Raw genomic sequence first — 20,868 nt, forward strand, 5'->3', positions numbered from 1 at the left:
CTTCAAGCCTTTGGATTTTTAAGAGTTTCTTCTATTTCTTTGATGTTATATAAAGGGCTTTTAGTGCTTTTATGAATACGATATTCCTTAATATAACCCTGTTTAACCCAGTTAATAATGGTTGCACAACTTACTTGCAGAATTTTAGCAGCTTCATCTCTTCTGCAATATATTCTTTCACTCATTGTTTTCTCCTATAACTTTTCCTTGCAAACAATCATTTTGAAGTTTAATAATTTCATCTTCTTCTATGTAAATAGCCCTGCCAAATCGTGAAGCTTTTATAGCTTTTGTTTTAACCCATCTATTAATAGTAGGATAACTTACACCAAAAAATTCAGCACTTTCTTTAATGCTGTAATAACGCTTTTTTATATTTTTGCCATCTTTTACGAGTATAAGAAACTCTTTCATTATTCCTCCTTATGTTATGGTTATACGATCTTTACAATATTTTAAAAACTTATCATCAAGTAAATAAGCTCTGTCTACAATAAGTTCAGCTTTACTTCTTGTTAGAGCAACATAAAAAAGATTAAGTTCTTCTTTGGTTATCTCTGCATTTGAATTTTCTTCAAGTATTTCTCTTAAATTGATAAAATCATCAATAATTTCCACTATATCCCATTCAAGTCCTTTGCTTTTATGTCCTGTGCTAAGAATTAAATGAGCTTTGGTTGGGTCCTTAACTACACTTGTTTTTATTTTTTTAATAAGCTCAAAAATATTTTCTCCCATATATTTAAAGCAAATAAGGAGCTTTTGCTTTAAGTCAATCTCCTTGCTTTCATCAGAATAGGCTATAAGTTCTTTAACATTGTTAAATCTAGCAATAAAAGCATTTTGAATGCGTTCTTTTTTACCACAAAGCAAATTTTGAATATCAAGTAGATCGTTGAAATTGTAGCTTTCTACTCCACCTACTAAAAAAAGTTTTTTATCTAGGTTTTGCACAGCTATGTCAAAAAGTTTGGCATTGGTGCGAGTAATAATTGCTTTTTGTTCATTTAATTTTTTACGCTTATCTGGTTTAAAAGAGCCTTTAAATTCTTTTTTTGCTCCCAAGAGTTGCAAGTATCGATTGGCTTCTTTTGCTATGCTTTCAGGGCAACGAAAGCTTTGCGTAAGATAAAGCACTTTTGCATTTGGGTATGAAGATAGAAATTCTAAAGAATTACACGCTCCTCTAAATTTATAAATACTTTGATAAGTATCTCCTATAAAGACTTTTTTAGCTTTTTGATTTAAAACTATATCTATGACACAGCCATTAATATCTTGAGCCTCATCAACAACTATAAAATCATAATCTAAAACAGGCTTGCTAAGCTGAAAATCTTTAAGGTAAAAGTCGTGCTCATAAAGTAGTTTTTTATCATTTGGAATTTTTTCCAGCCACAAAGTCCTTAGCTTTCTTAAAATATAACTTGTATCCATACGAGGGTTAAGTCCATAGTCTTTTAAATTTTTACTTACTTCGTTGATAAAATCTTCAAGATTAAAATTTGTATTGCAAAAGTTACGAAGCAAAGAAAGCAAAGAGCTTGCATAAAAGTTTTTTTCTTTTTCATCACGATCATTTAAAAGAGGATTTAAATCTAAGGCTCTTAAAGAACCAAGCCTTTCTTTGATGGATTTATTAGTATTTTCATAAGCTAGAGAGTGCATAGTCTTTACACTTACATTTTTAATATGTTTAAATTTAGATTCAGCCTCCACCCTCATCGCAGAATTGTAGGATAAATAAAGAATTTTATACTTAGCTCTTTGTTCGCAAAATTTTACTAAAGTGGAAGTTTTGCCTGTTCCAGCATAAGCATTAATGAGAAGTATGTTCTCAAATTCGCAATTTACAATATGATCTTGTTCTTTAGTTAAGGAAGAAACTGACATTATCATTTCCTTTATAAGTAAAAGTATCATTTTTAAATACAATATTAAATTCCGCAAGCAAGTGAATATTTTTATTAAATTCTTGTTTGATAGCTCTATAATACCTATCGCCTTTGTTTGCTTTTACACCTATAGCAAGCAATAGATTGTCAAAACTTAGATTTAAGGCATTATGCGAAATGAAAAAACGAATAGCTGTTTTTATTGTGGAATTTTCTACATTGACTATATTTAAAGTTTCTTTGTTATAGTTTATGGCAAAAGTATCTTTATAAAATTTCAAATACTCACTTGAAAGAAATATGCCTAAAAATTCTTCTTTATCATTGTATTTCATTGCTGAAATAATGTGAAAAGCATAGCCTACACCATCATTTGTTTTAAGATGGATAACTGCAGACATTATCTCATCAAGCATAGATTTAAACCACTTGTAATTAAAGCCCTTATCTCCATAATGCTTAAGCACATTTGCGGTGCTAAATTCAACCAAAAGCCTATTATCATTAGTAATTTTTTTATATTTTGCACAAAATATAATCAAATCGAGGAGGTCTTTATGAGCTTGAGTGAGCAAAAAGCCTTTTATTTGCACCTTGCCCCATTTTGTTTGCACACTTCTTGTCCTTTTATTTGCCAAGAAGTCTTTAAAAATGGCAGAACTCGGACTTGTTCTTTTTATAGGTGCAAAAATAGGTAATCTCAATTCTTGCACGCTACAAATAGTATTTTGAATTTTGTGATTAAAAAATGTTTCATTTGCATAATTTTCTTTATTCATAATAGTATTATATAATAATAAATAAAATATTCATATAAATTATTAAATTTTTTAGCTTCTTTCTTTTAATATATCTATTTTATGGGAATTTATATAAATAAATATCTTATTTTTTAATTCAAATAAATTCATAAATAACTATATTTTTTTATAAAAAATATTCCTAATAATAATATTTTATGATATAATTTTAAGATTGATTTAATCAATAATGGGTGCTGTTTTTACAGCAAAGAAAGCGTTGAGGGCTCTTATAGGCTCTTTAGTTTTTTAATCTTTTTATTTGGCTAAGAATTACAAATCCAAATTTAAGGTTAAAAATGAAAAAGCTTTTATTGTTTTTAATGTTTGTATTTACCTTTGGAGCAATTTCGCTCTTTGCGGGCAATACTGATGGACTTGGTGCAAAAGGATTATGGGATACGGTAAGTTCTTGGCTAGATGATACTTACGCTTCAAGAATTATAGCCCTTTTGTTCTTTTGTGTTGGAGTGTGGAGAGCCTTTGCTGGTTCTATACTTCAATTTTTCTTAATGCTTGGTTTTGCTGTTTTGGTAACTCAAGGAAATTCTATTATCGAAGCACTTAATTCAGGCTTGTTTTAAAAGAAAAAAGGAGGATTTTACCTCCTTTTTCTATATAGATTGTGTGAATGAAAGGATCGTTTTTGGCTAAAGATTCAAATGGATATGTAGAAATTAATAAATTTATTGATACCAAGCCTATGTTTGGAAATTGGGAAATTGATACCCTTATTGTTTTTTCTGCTTTTGTGGCTATTGCTATACTTTTTACTAAAGGGGCTATTAGTTTCGGAATTTTCTTTGTTTTGGGTATTGTTTGCTCAAAACTCTATGAAAAACTTAAAAAATCAAGGATTAAAGGTTTCTTTTTGCATTTGCTCTATATGACAGGCATAAGACAACCTAAAAAAATGCCACCCTCTTATATGAGATATTTTGTAGGAGCGTAAATGTTATTTGATAAATACAAAAATAAAATGGATAAATACCTTTATGAGAATATTACTTTTAGAATAATCTCTATTGTTTTAAGCATTGTGATTATTTTCTTGGTATATATCATCGTAGCAAGGACTGATTCTCAAAAAGTTGTTTTTGTTCCACCAAAAATTGTCAATCAAGAATTTTGGATAGCAGGCAATGAAGTTTCTAAAACCTATTTACACGAGATGGGGCAGTTTATTACTTTTAACTTGTTAAATGTTACAAAATCTAATGCAAATAACAATATCGAAAATATCCTCACTCTAGTTGATCCAAAATTTTATGATGAAGTAAAATCAAAACTTTTAGAGCAAGCAAGATATATCATAGAAAACTCTATTTCAAGGACTTTTTTTGTCTCTTCAATCGATGCTGATGTCAAAGGTGTTATTAAAGTTTATGGCGTAGTTAAGGATATTATTGATAGCAAAGTTGTCCGCTCTGAAAATGCTGAGTTTGATATTAAGTATGACATTATACTTGGTAGATTTTTTTTAACTGATGTTGTGCCTATTAAACACGAAAAAGGAGGAAAAAGTGATAACTAGGAAAAAAGTTGCCATTTTTATGGCTTTTATTATATCTTTTACAAATCTAAATGCCATAGTTGTAATTGATAATCCACCAAGTGAAGCTATCACAATCAATGTGTCAAACAATAGTGTTAATAGACTTGTCTTGCCAAGCACTATACTTGATGTTTCTTATTCTAAGGAAAAAGGTGTAGATATTAAGGTTGTGAATAACCAAGCTTTCATTAAATATCAACCTGTGCTTAAAGAAAAAATACGCACAACAGGTAAGAATAAGGTTGAAGTTATAGGACAGCCAGAAACTATTTATGATAGAGCTCAAAGTTCTGAGGTGTTTTTTATCACTGAGTCTAAAACTTATTCTATTGTGCTTAATCCTGTAGAAATGGAGGCTGAAACTATTGTTATTAATGACTTTGCGGCAAGTAAGGAAGAAATTTTAAAATATGAAAGCAATGATCCTTTTATAGCTACAATGGGTAAAATCACACAAAGTATATTTGCAAATGGCGTGCCACAAGGTTATAAAACTAAAAAAATAAATAAAATAATTGCAAATGATAGCACGCTTGAGATGAAAGAAATTAATACCTATGATGGTGTGATATATAGTGCTGCTTTAATTGAAGTAAGAAACAAAACCGATAAAGCTCTTGTTTTAAATCCAAAAGATTATATTAAATTCGCAAAAGAAAGCCCAAAAGCCATAAGTGTATATTATGACAATGAGGTTAATCATCTTTTACCCTATTCAAGAGCTAGCATAGTTATCATCACAAAGGCTGTAAGATGAATAACCCATTTTTGAAATTCTTTAGCAATGACAAAGATCCAAATAATGCTCAAAAAAATCAAAGTAAAAATAAGATTATTATTTTTATAGGACTCATTGTAACGCTTGGGTGTTTAATGTTTTTGGTTGGAGATAAAAAACAAACAACGAGTAGCAATACAGCAGGTAACTTTAAAATTGTTGAAGAAAATCCAACTGCTAAAACACAATGGGTTGGTTCAGCAGTCGATGATTTAGCTTTAGCCAAGAAAGATTTAATCAACTTGAATACAAGGAATGAAAGCCTTGCTAAAGAAGTTAATGACTTAAAAAAACTTATTATTGATATGCAAAAAGAAAATGCAAATTATTTAAAAAATAATGCAAAAGATGAAACTAAAGCTAATGAGATACCTTTGCAACCTACAACTACAAATACAAACAATCAGACTAATTCCATTGAAAACAATGATAGTTTATATAAGAATTTTCCAATGCCAACAGCAGAAATTGAAAGTCAAACACTAATGCAAGAAGAAAAATTTGGTTTAACAAAACTTGGAGAAGTGCCTGATTTAGAAGAGGTGGAAGAGATACGCTATACACCAATAGAGGGGACACTTTCTTTTACAAATGTTACTCAGCCTAAGCCAAAGGAAGAAAAGCCAAAAAAGTTAGAGGGGCATATCATACCTACGGGATCAATAATTAAAGCTGTATTGCTTTCAGGTATGGACGCCCCTACAATGACACAAGCTAAAAGTTCTCCCTTGCCTGTATTGATGAAAGTAACTGATTTGTCTATTTTGCCAAATTATTTTGCCTATGATATTGTGGATTGTTTTTTAATGGGCGAGGGTTATGGGGATTTAACTGCTGAAAGAGCTTATATCAGAGTTAATAATATCTCTTGCATTACTAATAAAAGAGAACATATTGATATGGCTTTAAGAGGTGCAGTAAGTGGCGAAGATGGTAAGCTTGGGCTCAAAGGCGAAGTTATTACAAAGCAAGGTGCCTTGCTTGCTAGGACACTTATTGCTGGATTTTTACAAGGTGTAGGAGAATCATTTGCTAATCAAAATCAAATCATTACTTCAGGTTGGGGCGGCACAACAACACAAACAGGCAATATGAGTGCAGGAGAAAGTTTGCAAGCTGGAGCTTTTAAAGGACTTTCAAGTTCGGCTGAAAAATTGGCTGATTTTTACCTTAAAATGGCTGATCAGGTTACCCCTGTGATTGAAATTTCAGCAGGAAGAGAAATTAATGTTTTAGTAACTGAAATGACAGCACTTGATACAGTAAATAATCAACAAACAGCAGACGGCAAAAAACCAAATACTCAAACACAAGTTCAACAAAATAATCAACAACAAATTCAAAATCAATAAGGAGAAACCAATGAAATTAAAATTGACAACTTTTTTAGGATCAAGTCTTGCTCTTTTTAGCTTTCTTAATGCAACCGAGCCTACTACTCTCATAGAGCAACAAGAAGAAGCTCTTGTAAAAGGTATTATACCAAGCACAAAAATAGATAAGGTTGAAAGAGCTGAAATTGATGGCTTTTATAAGGCTTATTTAGGCAATGGTAATATCTTTTACATTAATCCTTTCAAGCGTGTTTTATTTATAGGAGAACTTTATACAGCTACAGGCGAAAGCTTAACAGCTAATGATGCAAGCAAATGGCAAGCTGAACTTAATGAAAAGGCTTTAAAAGATGCTAATGCAACAGAACTTTTGCAAAATGCAAAAAGAGTCGTGTATGGAAGTGGTAGCAAAAGATATGATTTTGTTATTTTTACCGATCCAGAGTGTCCATTTTGTGCCAAAGTTGAGGAATTTTTTGAAAAGCAAAATGTGAATGTATATGTAAATTTTTTTCCTTTAAGTTTTCATCAGAATGCTAAGAAATGGAGTGGACAAATACTTTCTAGCAAAGATATAAAATTAGCGATGAGGCAAATTAGAACCACTCAGAAGAATTTAAACGATGTGAGCATAAGCAAGGAAGCTGAAAATACTTTAAAGGCTACCATAGCTTTGGGCGAAAAGCTTAATATTACAGGCACGCCAAAACTCTTTGTTATAGACAAAATAGAACAAAATAAGGTTGTAGCTGTAATTGATGGGGCAAATTTTGAAAGGATAAATGAATTTTTAGTTAAGGATAAGGAATGAAAGGACATTTGTTAAAGCTTTCTAGTGCTGTTATCTTTGGAGCTTTTTTAATTCAGGGTTGCTCTGCTATGCTTCCTTATAGAGATGATTTTCAGTGTCAAAAGGGCAAAAATAGTGGAGTTTGTGGCTCGGTATCTGAAGTTTATGATTTAAGCTCTGATATGGAAGACTTGAGGACAAGAACACTTGATGGTGGTAAAGCTCAAGATCAAAAGAAAAAAGCAAAAGAGCTTGAAGCAGAAAAGCAAAGACAAAAGGATATGTTTGCTAAACAAAAACTTCAAGAGATGGTAGAGGCTACTGAAATTCGCAATATTCAAAATGAACACCCTGTGATTTTTAGATTTTATCTTGATGAAGATAAAAGAGTGCCAACGAGCACGCCTTTGGTGTGGAATAGTGATTACTCTGCTACAGCTAGTAAAAACACACAGACAAAGGTTAGAAAAAATAAAAAGCCTAAGATTTCAAAAAAAGGCAATAAATCCAAAACTTCTCAAACAAAGGCTCTTGCAAGCTCAAAAACAAATGACAATGGGGTAAGTGCTTTATGGGACAATATAGGAGAAAGTAATGCAAGCAAAATAGAAAATAATGTGACAAATTCTACGCTCGCAGGAGATTTAAATACAAGCAATGTATCACAGACTTTAGTTGATTGTTCTGCAAGCGGTGGAGCTAAGAAAGAAATTAATGCAGAGGTTAAGGTTTGTGTCTATGCTGCAAACATAAGACAAGAGCCAAGTTGTAAAGCAAAGGTGCTAAGGATAGCTAACAAAGATGAAGTGCTTTTTGCACTTTATGAACAAGATGGTTGGGTAAAACTAAACGATGGAACATTTATACATAAAAGCATTATCACACAAGATTAAGTTGGTTGTTGTAAGTTTAACAATAGCTCCAAGTTTATTAATGGCAATGCAAAGCGATAAAGAATTGCAAGGGGATATTCTTTTAAAGCAAGCTCTTATTTCTTTGTTTGAAAAAAATAAGGCTTTAGAAGAGCGTATTGCTCTTTTAGAAAAGAATGTTTTTCCAAATAAAACCACTCCAAAAGGTAAAGCACAAAATCCTTACACTTTCTTTGACTTAGTCAAAGAAAATATAGCTAAAAAGAAATTTAGTTATGGTAAGGCTGTAAAGATTGTTACAGTAAGAAAACAACCTGATACTAAGGCTCAAAAGGTAGCAGTTGTGCCTGTGGGTGGCAAGCTTATTGTAAAAGATTTGGTGCAGTCTAAGACAGGCTCTTATTGGTATAAGCTTGATGAGGGAGCGTATGTTTATATTGAAAACATTACCTTTTGGAGTGATAAAAAATGAGAAAGACTAGTCTTGTATTTGCATTGGTAGGTTCTTTATTGATGGGTGCTTGTTCTTTTAAAGATAGTCCTATTGTGGCAAAAAATAAAGATTTAAACAATAAGCTTAAAATCCTTATTAATGATGATATAAATTACACTGCTTTACCAAAAGGCAATGAAGATGAGCTCATTAGAGAATTTTTAACAAACTCTCCTGCTTTTGCTCAGCAAAATAGACAAAGTGCTGTAAGAGAAAATATCACAAAGTTACCAAACACTATGCCACTTTTTAGACAGCCTTTATTTGCTCAAATGGTTATATTTCCTTTTGTGAGTGATGATGGGCTTTATCATAGCTATAGTGAAAGCTGGCTTAAAATTAAAGATGGAGAGTTTGTTCTTAGTGATCCACGAAGTGGAGAAGAAGCCAAAGAAAAAATCTTTGATTTCAATGTAATAAATGGAGAATAATATGTCTTTTATGGATTTTATTGCTAGCAAAATGGATAAACTTAAAGAGCCTGCAAAGGATTTGAGTTCTTTACCTACTCAAACCTACAATGCCTTATTTGAGCGTTATAAATTTAGTGATTTTTTACCCTATATGAGCTTTGATGAAAATGAGGGTATTTACATCAACAATGACAATAGTTATGGTTGCATATTTTTTGCTTCTCCTCGCATACGAATGGGCGAGAGCACAGCTACAGCCATAGAAGAAATGCTTTCTAAGTTGTCTGATGATACTTTTTTGCAATTTATGCTTTTTGGTTCTAAAAATATACGAAATAATGTAGAGTATTGGAAGCACGAGCACCTAAAAAGGGCTAATTTTGAAAACAATGAACTTCTTAGAAAAGCTGTAATCAATATGAGCGAGTTTTATTATTCAAAAACCAAAGAGGGGGTTTCTCGCTCTATGACAGCTAAAATTAAAAATTTTGTTCTTTTAATCAGTATCAAATCAGATAAAAAAGAAAATATAGTTCAATATAAAGATACTCTAAAAAATATACTTGCAGCCAATCATTTTGGAGGGCATCTTGTAAAACCAGAAGAATTAAAACCTATACTATATGAAATTTTAAATCCAAATCACGATATTAATGGCATTATCCCTCCTTATGATGAAAATTGTTATATCAATAAGCAAATCATAGCTCCTAGCACAAAAATCATCATTAAAGACACACATATAGAAGTAGATGATAAAAGCTATATTTCCCTTGCTACGCAGAGCTTGCCAAAAATTGCTCATATAAGTGATTTTGGAGAAAAAATAGGAGATTATATTAGCAGGGCTTTAGACACCAATCAATTCAAGGATAGCTTCTTTATTACAAGTTCAATTATGAGACTCCCTAAGAAAAAAACAGGTTCTGTTGCAAGAAATCACTCAGTCATTCTTTCTCAAAAATGGAGTGAAGCTTTGTTTAGACAATTTGCTGCTGCAAGAGAAGAAAGTGTATCTATCCTTGATAGGATAGACAATCAAAAAGAAAAACTTTATGCTTTTGATTTAAATGTTATTGTAAGTGGAGATAGCTATGAAGATGCCGCTCAAAACGCTCATACTATGATGAGTTATTGGAACAAGGGTGGAGAAAGCAAAGCTTTGATAATGGACGAAGCCTTAGGTATTCATCAGCTTAATTTCATTGCATCTTTACCTATGGGCATCAATAAAGAATATGTTTTTTCTACCACAGGTAAATATCGTTCTTTATTTCCTGATCAAGTGTCTCAATTTATTCCTCTTGAAGCAGATTACAAGGGCACAACTCCAAATATAATACTTTTTTCAAGAAGAGCACAGCTTGCAGGAGTGGATTTGTTTGTTTCTAATATCAATTTTAATGCCTATCTTGTTGCTACTTCAGGAGCTGGTAAATCAGTGCTTTTGAATATGCTTGGTTTTAATTCTTATGCAAGAGGCGATAGAGTTTTTGTTTTGGATTATGACAACTCTTTCTTAAAGCTTTGTGAGACTTTAGATGGGCAATATGTATTTCTTGATCCTCAAAAGCCTATTAGTTTTAATCCATTTTCTGAAATCAAAAGCGAAGAGCAATTAATGGAGGATTTGGCATATTTAGCAGATTTTATCTATATGCTTGGTAGTTCAAAATCTGAAAATAGGGCTCAAGAAGATGAAAAGCTGATAAAAACAAAGCTTCAAGATATTATCAAAAAACTTTATCTTGATATAGGCAATAAAATTGAAGTAACCAATGTAAGAGATACAATTAATGCTATGTATGGCGAACAAGATTTAAGGTTTAAGGATTTTGCAGATCAACTTGGTTCGTTTTGTAGGGGTGGAATTTATGAAAAGTTTTTAGCTGGGGCAAATGAGTTTAATATCAGCAAAGAATTTATAGTCGTTGAATTTAAAGGACTTGAAAGCCACCCTGAAATCAGAGATCCGCTCATAATGCTTCTTATTTATCATATCAATCAGCTTATGTATATGAGTGCAGATAGAAAATCTCGCATTCAAATCATTATTGATGAAGCTCATAGATTTCTTGGTAAAAATCCAAGAATGGACGATTTCATTGAGCAAGCATATCGTAGAGCAAGAAAATATGATGGCTCTATCATACTTGCCACTCAAGGTTTTGATGATATATACAATGCTAAAAGCGGAGGACTTTCAAAGGCTGGTTCAACTATCATCAGCAACTCTTCGTGGAAAATCTTTATGAAGCAAACTGAAACTTCAATCAATATGCTTATAAAGTCTGAAGTCTTTAATCTTGGAGAAATGGATAAGCAAATTTTACGCTCAGTTTCTACAGTTAAGCCTGAATATTCAGAACTATATGTAATTACTCCTGAAGAAATAAAACTACCTTATAGACTTGTAATGGATAGGTTTTTTTATTTTCTTACTTCCACAGATCCAAAAGACAAGGCAAGAATTAAAGAGCTTACTGATAGTGGAATGAATTTAGGAGAGGCTATAGAAAAACTTGCCAAAGAACTATGATAAGGAGAAGTAATGTTTAAATTTGAGGATATGGTTGAGGATAAAGTGAGTGATCTACATCTTGTAAAATTTTTTATCAAACAGTTGTATTTATATTCTCAAGCAAATAATGAAAAAGAAGAAATAGAAATTTTATTTAATATGCTTTTTGCTTTGCCTTTGAATAAAGAAGATATGTATTCAGTTAAAAGCATTCAATTAAAAGACAAAGAAGAAGAGCTGCTTGTTTTGTTAGAACATATTTATATGATACCAAATGTGCTCTCTCAAAGAAAATTTATAGCTTTAGTATTTAACCTCCTTATGGCGAGAGGCTATGATTTTGATCACTTGATTTCACTTTTACATAAAAAAGGATAAAGATGAATACCAAAGATTTGTTTATAAATTTAATTTTTTGTTTTGTTTTAATGCTTTGTTGTATTGTGTCTTATGATAAGTTTTTTGCTCCTAAATTTCCAAAAATTTATCTTGTAGATATGCAGGTTATAGAAGATAGTCTAAGAAAAGAAATACTTAGCATAGCTTTAAATAATAAAGGTTTTGTGCCAAGCGAAGAATATGTTCTTGAACGCTCAAAGGAAATTTACACTATAGTAGAAAAGATAGCAGATGAGAATAATGCTCTTATTTTTTATAAAAGTGCTTTGGCTAATAGCAATGCTTATGCAAAAGATATTAGTAAAGATGTGCTTGCTATCTATGAAAATATGAGAAAGGATAAATAATGAGCTTGGATAAAGAAAATATCAGCAAAGCTCTTAACATCATAGCCTTATCTATAGTTGTTTTTGTTGTTTTATACATTGCAATTGGTTTTATAACAAATTTCTTTGGGATAGGCTTTATTAGAACCCAAAGTATTGATAAACAAGTGATGATCTATAGAAAAGATTTTGAAAACAGAGAACTCAAAGATAAGCTGATTTATTTTTTGCTACCTAAAGACACTCCTTATTTTACGAAGTTTTCAAATTTTGCCAAATATGTGCGTTGCAAAGATGGAGATATGCTTAGTGTAAAGGGTTTGGAGTATTTTTGTAATGGTAAGCTTATAGGTGTTGCAAAGACTAAAGACAAAAATGGTAAAGAAGTTAAACCTTTTGTTTTTGATGGCATTATTCCTCAAGGCAAGTATTTTGTAATGGGGACTCACGAGCGAAGTTATGATAGTAGGTATTGGGGTTTTGTTGATAAAAATTTAATTCAAGGAGTGAGTATATGGGAGCTATAAAAAAAGGTTTAAGTATAGCTTGCATCAGTGCTATAATGGCAAGTGGAGCCAAAGCTGATATGTCTAGCTTTATTAGTTCAGCACTTGGAGGAAGTTTTACAAGTGAGAATGCTGGGTATTTTAAATCACAAGCTTCAGGTTTTGTTACAGGTGGAAGTGCAAGATTTCGTTGGGGAGGAGGCGAGACTATACAACCTTTTTCTGTTCAAGCTCCTAAATTTAATGTGGGTTGTAATGGTATTGATATGGTGCTTGGTGGTTTTTCTTACCTCAATTTTCAGTATTTGGTTGATAAACTAAAGAAGATTGCTTCTGCTGCTCCTGCTTTTGCTTTTCAAATAGCACTTTCTACACTTTGCAAGGATTGTCAAACCATAATGAGCGAGCTTGAAGATATAGCTAATGCTATAAATAATATGAATTTTGATACTTGTCAAATGACAACAAATTGGAGTAACAAATTAGGTAAGGTCCTTAGTGAAAACATAACAGGTGGTCAGCAAGCTGATTGGGTAAGTGGTTTTTCAGAAACAACAAAAAATGCTAAAGAAAAAATTAGCCAATTTACCCAATGGGTTAATGGCAATTCGCCTACAGCAGATCAGGATAATACTGCGGCTAAGGTATTGTTAGAACAATTTAGTTTGATTAAAAATGCTACGAAAAAATCAAATGGTTTTTTTAAAAAAGCCTTTGGTAATGATGAGTATGAACATATCATAAGAGGACTTGTAGGCGATGTGGTGGGTTACACTGAAGAGGGAGCTACTGTCGCTACAGGCAATGGAGCTAATGCAGAACCAAAAATAGCTGTGTTACGCCCTGAAATTTCAGCAGAATCTTTTATTAATGTTGTTTGGGATAATAAAGAAAAAAAAGGTGGAAAAAATCAAGTTCAATATACCAAATATAATATTCAATGTGATGATGGTAAGTGTAACGATCCTGCTATAGGAACAACAAAAGCAACTCTTATGATGAATAAAAGTATGAGAGAGCTTATGGAAGCACAATTTGATGAAATCCTTACAAACATTACCCAAAATACCCCACTTACAGCCGACAATAAGAGTTTTATTGAGGGTGCTCCTTTACCTGTGGCAGATGTGCTTAATCTTGCTTCAACAGGTAAAATTAGTTTTAAAACTAATACTCCTATTAGCGAATATATCGCCTTACTTACTCTTAAAGCCTATATGGACGATTTGTATTTTGAGCTTAATCAAACTCTTGCTGCTTATCAAAATCAAAGCAAAAAGTTAGATAGAGAAGATGCTCAATTTATGAGAGAGATTGCAGTAGCTTCAATGGAATTTAATAATGCTGTTCAAGGCAGATTAACCCAAATAAGTGAAGAAATCGGTATAAATAGTGGCGTAACAGATCAAATCAAAAATATGCTTATGCAAGGGCTTAGAACAAATCCTTTAACCAATACAGGCAAAAATTAGGAGTATAAATTATGAAAAAGACTTTATCTTTAATGCTTTGTTCCCTATCTTTTCTTTTAGCTGCTGATACAAATGATGGTATAAGTTTTGGAGCAGATATTCTTGAGCATTTTAAAAGCAATATGAATACTACGATAAATGATCCCATTACAAATGGAAGTGCTATTACAAGCGTTGATGGTAAAAGTAGTGGGAGTGCTAAGATAGTATGCGAAGAAGCAAAGAGTGCTGATTTTATAAGTTTTTCTTACAATATAGACTCAAGATCAAACATACAAATTAACATATCAATTGATGAGAATCTTGATAAAAGAAAAGATAGAAATTTTTATTTTTCTGATGTTAGCGGTATATGTGCCAATGGCGTTGTAACAACAACTTCTATAAGGCAGAAAGTGGGTAATGATGTTTTTGGTCGCCCTAAATATGTTTGGATTGATAAAGTAGCTTATCATATTTGGCAGTATAATGGCTCTATTCTTTCTTTAAAAGAAGTTCAAAAAGAAGATGGTGGAGGTTGTTACTGTATCAACCAAAGTTGTGGTAATTTAGCTCATACTAATAAAGCTAAGATTTTGCAAGATATTGCTGCACCTATATCAAATCTCATCGCAAGTTCTACGCATTTTATCTTATCTAAGGCTGAATTAAAAAGTGATATGCTTGTGTATAAGGGGCAAGATAGTTCAGCTTGTGATACAGCTTTAAATAAAGGTTCAAGTTATGTGCAAACAAACACAAATAGCGATTTAAAAACTCTTGCTAATCAACAAAAAAGCTTACAAGCTCAAAGTGAAGATAGCGTGTATTCAGCCTTTAGTGGAGCATTTAATAATGATAATTCAGGGCTTGATACAAGCTTTAAGCAAGAGTTAATGAGTGAAGAAGCAAGTATTAAATCAAGTGCTAAAATGTCAGGTTCAAATTACTCTTATAGTGGTGGCAATGGCAGTATTCAGCTTGTAAATAACCCTGATATGAAATTTTGTGAAGTTAGTGTGCCAAATACTGATACAACTATATTTAGTGATGGAACAAATAGAAAAAATGTTACAAGCAATGATATTATTTATAAGGCTGAAATAAGAGAATGTAAGCAAGATACTTGTCCTATAAAACAAGGCGAAAAGCTTAAACACAAGTGTGGAAAAATTAATGATATGGGCGAAGTTTTAGCTTCTTTTTCAGCTGTTGAAGAAGTTTCAAAAGATAGTGTATGTCATAAATAAGGATAAAAAAATGAAAAGAATAACAATGCACACAATGCTTAGTGTAGTTTTTACAAGTGTTTTTGCTCAAGCTGATATGCCTTGTTTTCATATAGGCACAGTTAAAGAGTTTGATGGGCATTATTACGCACAAAGTGCTAAAACTATGACTTTTGAAGAAGCTTATAATTTAAGCAAGGGCACAAACGCTTATTTGGCTGTGCCAAATACCAAAGAAGAAAATGCTTTCTTAAGCTCAATGATTGATATTGGTTCTAATGCTTTCATAGGTGTAGCAGATTTAAGCTATACAAATAATTATTGCTTTGAAAACAAGCAGTGTAGCTATGATGATGCACGCTTTAGAGATATTAATAATGAGCCTTTGAGCTTTAAAAATTGGGAAGATAAACAGCCTGATAATCGAGCCAAAAATAATGATAATGGTATAGATAAGGACAAAGGCGAGCATTTTGTAATACTTTCAAGTTCATCTAAAAAGTGGAGTGATGTAAGCTCAACTGCAAAATATAAAGCTTTGTTTGAATTTGAAACTATGCCAAGTTGTTTTAATGCAGATAATTCTGGTTCAAGCCTAGATACTGAAAATAATAATACTTCAGGTGGTGGCAGTGATGAAGAAGAACTAGGCACGCCTCAAGGTTCTCAAGATGCCAATAATGATGGTTGGAATAGCGATGGTAGTTGTGGAGGACAAATTTATATCTTCAATGGCAAAGATAATCGTTGCAAAAGTTGGGATAGATTTGGAGGACTTGCAGGTGGAGGTTGTTGTGATAAAGACAAAGTCTTTTTAGGACTCGTATCTTGTTCTGAGGGAGAGAAAAAGCTTGCTAAAGACAATAGAGATAGAAAATGCGTTGAAGTTGGCGAATATTGCTCTAAAAGAAAGAGATTTATAGGGTGCATTCAAAGAAGAAAATCGTTTTGTTGTTTTAATTCTAAACTTGCAAGGATATTTCACGAGCAAGGGCGTCCTCAAATAGGTATGGGCTGGGGTAGCTCTGAAGCACCACAATGCAGAGGCTTTACCCCTGAAGAATTTCAAAAACTTGATTTTAGTGAGATTGATTTGAGTGAGTTTGTTGCTGATCTTATGGGCAGGATAAATGCAAATGATATTACTAGTAAGTTTTCAGCTGATTCTTTGAAAATCAAAGACAAGGTTCAAGGCAATCTAAATAATATATCTAAATAAGGATTACAATGTTTAAAAAATTAATACTCTGCAATGCTTTATTGTTGTTTCCTGCAAGTGTATTTGCAGCGACAAACATTCCTGATTCCCAGCTTATCTACACTTGGGGCTATGGTAATATAATGAATGATATGCTTCAAGCAGTTAAGGGTATGACAACTGAGGCTGATTATATCATCAAAGCTGCAATGACTATAGCCTTTTTCATTTTTGCTATACAAAAAGCTATGGGCGATAGGACAAGTCCTATCTTTGAATTTGGTAAATTTTTACTTCTTTATGCTGTGGTATACTTTTTCTTTTTAAGTCCTGCAAATACCTCTAAAAATCAATTTATGATTCACGATGAAGTTACAAATAAAGATTATGTTGTTTCTCGTGTGCCAATGGGTATAGGCTATACCTTGTCTTTAATGAGTCGATTTGAAAAGGTTTTGCTTGATGGAATGGAAAAACATTTTTCAACGCCTGATTCTACAGCATATTCTCAAGCAGGATTAGGTTTTTCATTAAATGCTATGATGGATTTACCAACTTTGAGAATTCAAAAAACAAATCCTGATGTGCAACTCAATATAAATGCTTATGTAAAAAATTGCTTACAATATGATACTTTAAGTGGTAAAATTTCTATAAATGACATACATACAAGTGATGAATTAATCAATGTTCTTTTTCCAACTACAAATTCTAAACTCACAGTTTATTATGAAAACAATAATGGACAAATGAATGATAGTCTTATTTCTTGTGGAGAATCAGCTCAAAATTTAAAAAGAGACATAGCTCAAGTTGCTGGAGCTAGAGAAGCAGTTGAGGCTCATATTGCTAATGTAGGCACAGTAACTGAGTGGAGAAATAAATTCAATGGTGTATCACAAATTTATTTTGGACAAGCAAAAGGTGCAAGGGAACAAATTCAACAAATGATGCCTATTAATGCCCTTGATGATGGCATTAATAATACAGCAAGTGTTTTAGGAATTGATCCAAATTCATTAGCAGCTAATGCAGCTGTTGCAGAACAAAGTTATGTTACAGGTATGCAAGCTCAAGGCAAACTTGCTCAAACCTATCTGCCTATAGCTAAAGCTTATCTTACAGCTATTATTGTAGGACTTTCTTGGCTTATGGCGATTTTATCTATAATGTTTGGCTCATATCAATATATAAAAATGTTTTTTGTTTTATGTTTATCTTTAGTGCTTTGGACACCAATATTAAGCATTATTAACTATCTTAATGACTTAACCTTACAACATACTTTCGCCTTTGTCAATGCTGGAGTAGGAGCTATTACTTATGCAAATTACCAAGAAGTATTTCAAGCTGTAACTTCACATTCAAGTTACCTTAAATACCTTGTAATGCTAACTCCTTTATTAGCTTTTTCTCTAGCAAAAGGCTCTGAAATGGGCTTTGTATCTTTAGCTTCAGGTTTAAGCCAACAACTAGCAGGTAGTGCAAGATCAGCAAGTAGCTTTTCTACTCAGCAAGGACTTTCTACTAAGACAGAAATTTCTACTCCTAGAGGGGAGGAAGTATATGCTTTAAGTGCTGGATTTTCAACTTCACAAAGCACTTTTGGAGCTGATGGAAGAAGCTTTAATGATATGAAAGATTTAAATACAGGAACAAGCACCATTAAAGATAATATGTCAGGTAATAGTGCTACTTTAAATGCAGATGGTAGTATTGGTTATACAAATATCAACGGACTTAATTCAAGTTTTGGAGCAAATAATGTAAAAACGAGTTTAGAATCATTGTCACACTCAATTCAAAATTCTAATTTGGCAACGAGAGCACACGAAGTCTCAAATGGACAAGGAAATAGTTTTGGTATTTCAGAAAATGATAGCACTACTATTGCCAAAGCTCATCAAGACGCTTTAGCTGAAGCTTATGCAAAACATACAGGAGTTAGTGTAGCTCAGGCATATACAGATACTATGGGACTTAGTGCTGAAGCTAGTGGTGGTTTAAAGGTTTTTGGTATAGGTGGCACGGTAAGTGGTTCTGTTTCTACTAGCTCTAATGAATCTGAAAGCTGGAGTCAAGGTTTATCATCAGAACAAAAAGAACAAATTATGAAAACTTATAGTGAAAACCTATCTAATGAAATTGCTAAAAATAGTTCTGTAGCAACCTCTTTTAACAATCTATTTAAAACAGGAGCTGTTACAAATTCTGAACAATTGAAAAGCTCTATGAACAGCTATACAGAAGCTACAAGTATTAACAATTCAATAAGTGGCAATGGAGGAGCTTCTATGGTAACAAACTATATTAACGAAAATCTTGGTGGAGCTATGACAAAAGAAAATGTGGCTACCGCAATGACTAGGCTAGAACAAATGGCAGCTAGACAAGACTTGCAAGGCTTGGCTCATTATGCTAATACCGATGCTAATGTCAGTCAAGGAGATTTAACACAACAAAGTAAAAAAGATTTCTATAGTCCTTTGGAACACAAAGTTGGATTTAATAAAGATATGGATAATATGTCAGGATCTTATGACAGTAAGATTAATTCAAGAAATGCTCCATCATCTTGGGATAGCAATGGAATAGCTGGAGAAGCTCAAAGAGCTGCTGGAGCTGCTAAACATAAGGCTGGCACTGCTATTGAGGAAAGGGACAATAAAATATCAGACGCGTATAAAAATTTAGGCAAAATGTAAAAAGACTTCATATTGCACTTAAAAACACAGGCAATATGAAATTTTGTGTTTGTATATTGTGTTGTGATGTTATGATTGATGCCAAATATTGCAAGGAATATCTTTATAGGCTGGGTTCTCGTGTAAATCATCTTCAAAGCGTCGAAAAGTTTCATTGTCATAAGAAGTATTAGTTTTATAGTTTTTATTATTATATGTAGAATGCTTTGACAATTTTACTAGCCACTTTTCAGTTTTGCTTGATAGTTTAAAATATTTAACAATCTTCATTATTATCCATTTTTCAATTTTTTTCTCTAATCTAGTTTTTTCCATCACTTTTCTCCTTATTTCTTTATTTTATAAGGCTCATTCCTAAATAGAATAGCCAAAAATATCAATCTTTATTTAGGAGTATAACCTTTTATAAATAAAGTTTTCTGTGGATTTTTTATAAATCTTTCATATTCTTTCCATATATCTTGTCGCTCACAATATCCTGATACATCATCGTGTTCTACAGCACACTTTATTCTAAGATATTTTATGGCTTTGCTTTTATCAGGCTTTAAAGTCGAATCTCCAACAGTATAGATATATGCAAGAGTTTGCAAGTGATTTGAGTCAAGCGGATCTACCTTGAGAAGTTCAACAGCTTTAGCATAGCTAGGTTCTACATTAGTTCCATAAGTGTATGCAAGGATAGCCCCAAAACACCTTTTATAGTCTTTGCAAGCTTTTGTTAGGTATTGAATATATTTCTTTGAATTTTTCTCTTGATTTAGTGCGATATGAGCTTTCTTTTCACAATCTGCACCTGAGTTACACTTCAATTCATCAGCTGTTAAATTTATTGCAAATCCTACTAAACATAAAGCTAAAATTCCAAACTTTAAATTCATCTGCAAACTCCCATATTTTCATTATTTTAATGATGATATTATAGCATAAAAGTGTTAAAAAGTCAATAAAACACTTGCCATCTTAAGCTAAAGAAATTCTCAACTCTTTCATATTAAGAGCTTTTGCATATTTTAAAATAGTGCTAAATTTAGCGTCCATAGTTTTTTCAAATCTTGCTAAATTAGCTTGCTTCATATTCATTTTCTTAGCAATTTGTTCTTGAGTCATCTTACTATCAATCCTTGCTTTTATCAACTGCTTTTTTAACTCAAATTCAGGAGCAAGAGCCTCATACTCTTTTTTAAAATCAGGGTCTTTCATCATTCTATCAAAAACTGTATTAAAACTAATTGTTGCCATTTTCAAACTCCTTTAACCTGCTTTTTGCTTTTTCTAAAATGGATTTTGGTAGTTTATCTTTCTTTTTGATTACTGTTATAAGGATTAAAATTCTTTTCCCAATTTGATAGCAATAAATACTTCTTGCAATTCCCTCACTAGATTTTGTCCTAATCTCAAAAAAACCATCTTTTAGGTTTGCAGTGTGAGGCTCACCAAGAGTATTACCTCTTGTTTCTAGCATTTTAATGATGCGAGTCATTCTAGCCTTGACATCATTGGGCAAAGATTCAAATTCTTCAACCGCCTTTTCATTGACAAACTCTATAATCCACATTTTATCCTTTCTTGGTGCAATTATATCATAAAAGATATAAATGTT

Annotated in this window: 25 protein-coding genes; 17 read left to right on the plus strand and 8 right to left on the minus strand. The window is 32.1% G+C overall.

Translation table 11 applies throughout. The annotated features are described in order from the left end of the window. Positions 1–2 precede the first annotated feature (2 nt). From DMB95_RS06790 to DMB95_RS06805, 4 genes are read right to left on the minus strand one after another with little or no spacing between them, the layout of a single operon-like run. Positions 3–185 (minus strand): helix-turn-helix domain-containing protein, encoded by a 183-nt coding sequence (locus tag DMB95_RS06790; protein ID WP_034903090.1) that lies wholly within the window; start codon positions 183–185, stop codon positions 3–5. Then, positions 178–414 (minus strand): helix-turn-helix domain-containing protein, encoded by a 237-nt coding sequence (locus DMB95_RS06795; RefSeq protein WP_034903091.1) that lies wholly within the window; start codon positions 412–414, stop codon positions 178–180. The genes DMB95_RS06790 and DMB95_RS06795 overlap by 8 nt, the downstream gene beginning before the upstream one ends. Positions 415–423: 9 nt before the next feature. Next, positions 424–1,893, minus strand: coding sequence for a UvrD-helicase domain-containing protein (locus tag DMB95_RS06800; RefSeq protein ID WP_142931437.1), 1,470 nt, complete (start codon positions 1,891–1,893; stop codon positions 424–426). Further along, positions 1,871–2,674 carry a hypothetical protein gene (locus DMB95_RS06805; protein WP_142931438.1) on the minus strand — a complete coding sequence of 268 codons (804 nt, stop codon included), beginning with the start codon at positions 2,672–2,674 and terminating at the stop codon, positions 1,871–1,873. The genes DMB95_RS06800 and DMB95_RS06805 overlap by 23 nt, the downstream gene beginning before the upstream one ends. Before the next feature lie 320 nt (positions 2,675–2,994). Between DMB95_RS06805 and DMB95_RS06810 the strand changes: the two genes are divergently transcribed. The 17 genes from DMB95_RS06810 to DMB95_RS06890 all read left to right on the plus strand — a co-directional run bounded on the left by DMB95_RS06810 (position 2,995) and on the right by DMB95_RS06890 (position 19,265). Continuing rightward, complete coding sequence (locus tag DMB95_RS06810; RefSeq protein WP_034903092.1) at positions 2,995–3,279, plus strand: hypothetical protein; 285 nt, start codon at positions 2,995–2,997, stop codon at positions 3,277–3,279. Between the two features lie 62 nt (positions 3,280–3,341). Then, positions 3,342–3,647, plus strand: a complete 306-nt coding sequence (gene traL / locus DMB95_RS06815) for a type IV conjugative transfer system protein TraL (RefSeq protein ID WP_142931439.1) — start codon at positions 3,342–3,344, stop codon at positions 3,645–3,647. Then, positions 3,648–4,229 carry a TraE/TraK family type IV conjugative transfer system protein gene (locus DMB95_RS06820; RefSeq protein ID WP_142931440.1) on the plus strand — a complete coding sequence of 194 codons (582 nt, stop codon included), beginning with the start codon at positions 3,648–3,650 and terminating at the stop codon, positions 4,227–4,229. Further along, on the plus strand, positions 4,219–5,007 hold the full coding sequence (locus DMB95_RS06825; RefSeq protein WP_231549657.1) for a TraK domain-containing protein: 789 nt from the start codon (positions 4,219–4,221) through the stop codon (positions 5,005–5,007). Before DMB95_RS06820 ends, DMB95_RS06825 begins: the two co-directional genes overlap by 11 nt. Beyond that, positions 5,004–6,380 carry a TraB/VirB10 family protein gene (locus DMB95_RS06830; RefSeq protein ID WP_142931441.1) on the plus strand — a complete coding sequence of 459 codons (1,377 nt, stop codon included), beginning with the start codon at positions 5,004–5,006 and terminating at the stop codon, positions 6,378–6,380. Before DMB95_RS06825 ends, DMB95_RS06830 begins: the two co-directional genes overlap by 4 nt. Before the next feature lie 10 nt (positions 6,381–6,390). Then, positions 6,391–7,173: a DsbC family protein gene (locus DMB95_RS06835; protein WP_142931442.1), complete on the plus strand. Its 783-nt coding sequence runs from the start codon at positions 6,391–6,393 to the stop codon at positions 7,171–7,173. Further along, on the plus strand, positions 7,170–8,045 hold the full coding sequence (locus DMB95_RS06840; RefSeq protein ID WP_142931443.1) for a TraV family lipoprotein: 876 nt from the start codon (positions 7,170–7,172) through the stop codon (positions 8,043–8,045). Before DMB95_RS06835 ends, DMB95_RS06840 begins: the two co-directional genes overlap by 4 nt. 40 nt (positions 8,046–8,085) lie before the next feature. Beyond that, positions 8,086–8,496 (plus strand): SH3 domain-containing protein, encoded by a 411-nt coding sequence (locus DMB95_RS06845; RefSeq protein ID WP_142931444.1) that lies wholly within the window; start codon positions 8,086–8,088, stop codon positions 8,494–8,496. Continuing rightward, entirely contained in the window at positions 8,493–8,948 is a 456-nt protein-coding gene (locus DMB95_RS06850; protein ID WP_142931445.1) for a hypothetical protein, read from the plus strand. Before DMB95_RS06845 ends, DMB95_RS06850 begins: the two co-directional genes overlap by 4 nt. Position 8,949: 1 nt before the next feature. Beyond that, positions 8,950–11,469 (plus strand): TraC family protein, encoded by a 2,520-nt coding sequence (locus DMB95_RS06855; RefSeq protein WP_142931446.1) that lies wholly within the window; start codon positions 8,950–8,952, stop codon positions 11,467–11,469. 12 nt (positions 11,470–11,481) lie between these two features. After that, positions 11,482–11,829 (plus strand): hypothetical protein, encoded by a 348-nt coding sequence (locus DMB95_RS06860; RefSeq protein ID WP_142931447.1) that lies wholly within the window; start codon positions 11,482–11,484, stop codon positions 11,827–11,829. 2 nt (positions 11,830–11,831) lie between these two features. Then, positions 11,832–12,197 carry a hypothetical protein gene (locus DMB95_RS06865; protein WP_142931448.1) on the plus strand — a complete coding sequence of 122 codons (366 nt, stop codon included), beginning with the start codon at positions 11,832–11,834 and terminating at the stop codon, positions 12,195–12,197. Next, the gene (locus tag DMB95_RS06870; RefSeq protein WP_142931449.1) at positions 12,197–12,703 is read left to right on the plus strand and encodes a S26 family signal peptidase; all 507 of its coding nucleotides are present in this window, start codon (positions 12,197–12,199) and stop codon (positions 12,701–12,703) included. The genes DMB95_RS06865 and DMB95_RS06870 overlap by 1 nt, the downstream gene beginning before the upstream one ends. Continuing rightward, the gene (locus tag DMB95_RS06875) at positions 12,691–14,154 is read left to right on the plus strand and encodes a conjugal transfer protein TraH (protein WP_142931450.1); all 1,464 of its coding nucleotides are present in this window, start codon (positions 12,691–12,693) and stop codon (positions 14,152–14,154) included. The genes DMB95_RS06870 and DMB95_RS06875 overlap by 13 nt, the downstream gene beginning before the upstream one ends. 11 nt (positions 14,155–14,165) lie before the next feature. After that, complete coding sequence (locus DMB95_RS06880) at positions 14,166–15,383, plus strand: hypothetical protein (RefSeq protein ID WP_142931451.1); 1,218 nt, start codon at positions 14,166–14,168, stop codon at positions 15,381–15,383. Positions 15,384–15,393: 10 nt separating this feature from the next. Further along, positions 15,394–16,581 (plus strand): conjugal transfer protein TraN, encoded by a 1,188-nt coding sequence (gene traN, locus DMB95_RS06885; RefSeq protein WP_142931452.1) that lies wholly within the window; start codon positions 15,394–15,396, stop codon positions 16,579–16,581. A gap of 8 nt (positions 16,582–16,589) precedes the next feature. After that, positions 16,590–19,265, plus strand: a complete 2,676-nt coding sequence (locus DMB95_RS06890) for a conjugal transfer protein TraG N-terminal domain-containing protein (protein ID WP_142931453.1) — start codon at positions 16,590–16,592, stop codon at positions 19,263–19,265. 69 nt (positions 19,266–19,334) lie between these two features. Here the strand turns inward: DMB95_RS06890 and DMB95_RS06895 are convergent, their stop codons facing one another. The 4 genes from DMB95_RS06895 to DMB95_RS06910 all read right to left on the minus strand — a co-directional run bounded on the left by DMB95_RS06895 (position 19,335) and on the right by DMB95_RS06910 (position 20,823). Then, on the minus strand, positions 19,335–19,580 hold the full coding sequence (locus DMB95_RS06895) for a hypothetical protein (RefSeq protein ID WP_142931454.1): 246 nt from the start codon (positions 19,578–19,580) through the stop codon (positions 19,335–19,337). 68 nt (positions 19,581–19,648) lie between these two features. Further along, complete coding sequence (locus tag DMB95_RS06900; RefSeq protein ID WP_142931455.1) at positions 19,649–20,146, minus strand: hypothetical protein; 498 nt, start codon at positions 20,144–20,146, stop codon at positions 19,649–19,651. Positions 20,147–20,228: 82 nt separating this feature from the next. Continuing rightward, positions 20,229–20,507 (minus strand): helix-turn-helix domain-containing protein, encoded by a 279-nt coding sequence (locus tag DMB95_RS06905; protein WP_137632885.1) that lies wholly within the window; start codon positions 20,505–20,507, stop codon positions 20,229–20,231. Further along, positions 20,494–20,823 carry a type II toxin-antitoxin system RelE/ParE family toxin gene (locus DMB95_RS06910; protein ID WP_137632886.1) on the minus strand — a complete coding sequence of 110 codons (330 nt, stop codon included), beginning with the start codon at positions 20,821–20,823 and terminating at the stop codon, positions 20,494–20,496. The genes DMB95_RS06905 and DMB95_RS06910 overlap by 14 nt, the downstream gene beginning before the upstream one ends. Between the last annotated feature and the right edge of the window lie 45 nt (positions 20,824–20,868).

Source organism: Campylobacter sp. MIT 12-8780 (assembly GCF_006864535.1).
Taxonomy (GTDB): domain Bacteria; phylum Campylobacterota; class Campylobacteria; order Campylobacterales; family Campylobacteraceae; genus Campylobacter_D.